The sequence below is a fragment of the Rhodosalinus sp. genome, from assembly GCF_041685465.1.
Taxonomy (GTDB): domain Bacteria; phylum Pseudomonadota; class Alphaproteobacteria; order Rhodobacterales; family Rhodobacteraceae; genus Rhodosalinus.
Genome location: NZ_JAWLFS010000292.1, coordinates 1 through 3,315 on the forward strand (window position 1 = coordinate 1; position 3,315 = coordinate 3,315).

General features: G+C 71.5%; 3 protein-coding genes and 1 pseudogene. 3 read left to right on the forward strand and 1 reads right to left on the reverse strand.

Features of this window, described 5'->3' with window-relative positions; all coding sequences use genetic code 11:
• A pseudogene (locus ACESL7_RS14595) lies at positions 1 to 415 on the forward strand (class I SAM-dependent RNA methyltransferase); the annotation flags it as partial.
• A 93-nt stretch (positions 416 to 508) separates the two neighbouring features.
• On the opposite strand, the gene ACESL7_RS14600 reads toward ACESL7_RS14595, so the two are convergent.
• Positions 509 to 2,077, reverse strand: a complete 1,569-nt coding sequence (locus tag ACESL7_RS14600) for a 2-isopropylmalate synthase (protein ID WP_372894028.1) — start codon at positions 2,075 to 2,077, stop codon at positions 509 to 511.
• A gap of 261 nt (positions 2,078 to 2,338) precedes the next feature.
• Between ACESL7_RS14600 and ACESL7_RS14605 the strand changes: the two genes are divergently transcribed.
• Both ACESL7_RS14605 and ACESL7_RS14610 read left to right on the forward strand, forming a co-directional pair.
• Entirely contained in the window at positions 2,339 to 3,004 is a 666-nt protein-coding gene (locus tag ACESL7_RS14605) for an SDR family NAD(P)-dependent oxidoreductase (protein ID WP_372894029.1), read from the forward strand.
• A partial coding sequence (locus ACESL7_RS14610; RefSeq protein WP_372894030.1) for a cryptochrome/photolyase family protein occupies positions 3,001 to 3,315 on the forward strand: 315 nt, incomplete at its 3' end. The genes ACESL7_RS14605 and ACESL7_RS14610, both read left to right, overlap by 4 nt.

Here is a 3,315-nt window from a genome sequence, read left to right on the forward strand (position 1 = left end):
CTGGGCGGAGATGAAGGCGGCGCACCGGCCGGCGGAGACGGACCTGCGGTTTCACGGCTTCGACCGCGACGCGGGCGCGGTGCGCATGGCCGAGGCGAACGCCGCGCGGTCCGGGGTGGACGGGGTCGCCGGTTTCGCGCGGCAGGCGGTGAGCGATCTCGTGCCGCCCGCGGGGCCACCGGGGCTCGTCATGGTCAACCCGCCCTACGGCGGGCGCGTGGGCGAGAAGAAAGCGCTCTTCGCCCTCTACGGCGCGCTCGGCGCGGTTCTGACGGAGCGCTTCGCAGGCTGGCGCGTCGGGCTCGTGACCTCCGACGGCGCGCTCGCGCGGGCCACCGGGCTCGCGCTTGAGCCGGGGCCCCCCGTGCCGCACGGCGGGCTGAAGGTACGGCTCTACCGGGGCGGGCCGCTCTGAGCGGCGCAAGGGCCTTTCAAGGCCCTTGCCCGGGCCGCCGCGGCGCGGCGGCCCGGCGCCCCAGCGGCGTCGCAGCCGCGGGGGGCCCCCCCATCAGCGGACGTCCTTGTAGCTGATCTCCTTGCGGTCCTCGCCGAGACGGCCACGGCGCACGATCAGGCGGTTGAGCGCATTGACGTAGGCCTTGGCGGAGGCGAGCACCGTGTCGGTGTCCGCCGACTGCCCGGTGGCGATGTTGCCCTCTTCCTCGAGCCGGACGCTGACGGTGGCCTGGGCGTCCGTGCCCTCGGTCACCGCGTGCACCTGGTAGAGTTCCAGATGCGCGTCGTTGGGCCAGATCTCGCGCACCGCCTTGAAGGTCGCGTCAACCGGGCCGTCGCCCGTCGCGGTCGCCTGCCGCGGGGTGCCGCCCACGGTCATCGCGAGCTCGGCCTCGGCGGGCGCGCCCGTGCCGCAGACCACCCGCAGCGACTGCACCACGAGGTGGTCGTTCGCCGCATCCTCGCCCGCGCGCATGAGCGCGATGATGTCCTCGTCGTAGACTTCCTTCTTGCGGTCGGCGAGCTCCTTGAAGCGGACGAAGACGTCCTTGAGCTGGTTCTCGGCGAGCTTGTAGCCGAGGTCCTCCAGCTTGGCGCGCAGCGCCGCGCGGCCCGAGTGCTTGCCGAGCACGAGGCTGGTGGAGGACAGGCCGACATCCTCGGGGCGCATGATCTCGAAGGTCTCGGCGTTCTTGAGCATCCCGTCCTGGTGGATGCCCGACTCGTGCGCGAAGGCGTTCTTGCCGACGATCGCCTTGTTGTACTGCACCGGGAACCCCGAGACCGTGGCGACCTTGCGCGAGATGTTCATGATCTTCGTGCTGTCCACGCCCGTGGTCCACGGCATGATGTCGCCGCGCACCTTGAGCGCCATCACCACCTCCTCGAGCGCGGTGTTGCCCGCGCGCTCTCCGAGGCCGTTGATCGTGCACTCGATCTGGCGCGCGCCGCCCGCCACCGCGGCGAGCGCGTTGGCCGTCGCCATGCCGAGGTCGTTGTGGCAGTGCGTGGCGAAGACGATCTCCTCGGCGCCGGGCACCTCGGCGATCAGCCGGCGGATCAGGTCGGCCGATTCGACCGGCGCGGTGTAGCCCACCGTGTCGGGGATGTTGATCGTGGTGGCGCCGGCCCTGATCGCGATCTCGACCACGCGCTTGAGGTACTCCCACTCGGTCCGCGTCGCGTCCATCGGCGACCACTGCACGTTGTCGCAGAGGTTGCGCGCGTGGCTCACCGTGTCGTGGATGCGCTCGGCCATCTCGTCCTGCGTGAGGTCGGGGATGGCGCGGTGGAGCGGCGAGGTGCCGATGAAGGTGTGGATGCGCGGGCGGGCGGCGTGGCGGACGGCCTCCCAGCAGCGGTCGATGTCGGCCGGGTTGGCGCGCGCGAGGCCGCAGATCACCGCGTCCTTCGCGCGTTCGGCGATCTCCTTGACCGCCTGGAAGTCGCCCTCCGAGGCGACGGGGAAGCCCGCCTCGATGATGTCGACGCCCATCTCGTCGAGAAGCTGGGCGATCTCCAGTTTCTCGGCGTGGGACATGGTGGCGCCGGGCGACTGTTCGCCGTCACGCAGTGTGGTGTCGAAGATCAGGACGCGGTCCTGTCGGGCAGTGCTTGTCATGGGTCCGGGTCTCTCTCGTGGTCCTTAGCTCGTCCGGCGCGGCGGGGTCACCTCTGAGCGCTCGCGCCGACCGGCACGCTCAGAGGCGGCTAAGGAGCAGCAGAAGGCCGAGCGCCGGCGCGAGGGGCGCGCGTGCGGAAATCCCGATTTGGCCTTCGGTACGCATGGAGCCTGTTTAACCGCTCCGCGCGGCGGGGGAAACCCCCGGCGTGACGCCGGGGTCGCGTTGACCGGAAGGCACGGCGGGTTAAGTCGCGCGGCATGATAGACGCACTCGTGATCGGGGCCTCGGGCGGCATCGGCCGTGCCGTCGCAGGGGAAATGAAGGCGCGCGGCGGCAATGTCACCGCGCTGTCGCGCGCGGAGGACGGGCTCGACGTGACCGATCCGGAGGCGGTCCGCCGCGTGATGGGCGCGCTCGAGGGGCCGTTCCAGACGGTCTTCGTCTCGGTCGGCATCCTCGCGCCCGAGGGCGCCGCGCCGGAAAAACAGCTCTCCGCCATCGACCCCGAGGCGATGCATCGCGTCTTCGCCGTCAACACGATCGGCGTCGCGCATGTCCTGTCGTATCTGCCCCGGCTGCTGCCGAAACGCGGGCGGTCGGTCACCGGGGTGCTGACGGCGCGCGTCGGCTCCATCGGCGACAACCGCATGGGGGGCTGGTATTCCTACCGCGCCTCCAAGGCCGCGCTGAACCAGATCGTGCACGGCGCGGCGGTGGAGCTCGGCCGCTCGCACCGCGACGCGATCGTGACCGCGCTGCATCCCGGCACGGTGGACACGCCGTTCACGGAGGGCTTCGACCCGCCGCACGGCAAGGACGCGCCGGCAGAGGCGGCGCGCACCCTCTGCGACGTGATGGAGCAGCTCACGCCGGAGCAATCGGGCGGCTTCTACGACTACGCGGGCCGCGAGATCCCGTGGTGAGCCGGCTGATCCTCGTTCTCGGCGATCAGCTCTCCGAGGACGTGGCGGCGCTGAAGGACGCAGACCCGGCCCGCGACGTTGTGGTCATGGCCGAGGTGCGGGACGAGGCGGCCTACGTCCGCCACCACCCCAAGAAGATCGCCTTCGTCTTCGCCGCGATGCGCAAGTTCGCGGGTCGCCTGCGCGCGGCCGGCTGGGAGGTGCGCTACACCGCGCTCGACGACCCCGACAACGCCGGCAGCATCTGCGGCGAGCTTCTCCGCCGCGCCGAGGAGACGGGCGCGGCGGAGGTGCTCGCCACCGAGCCGGGC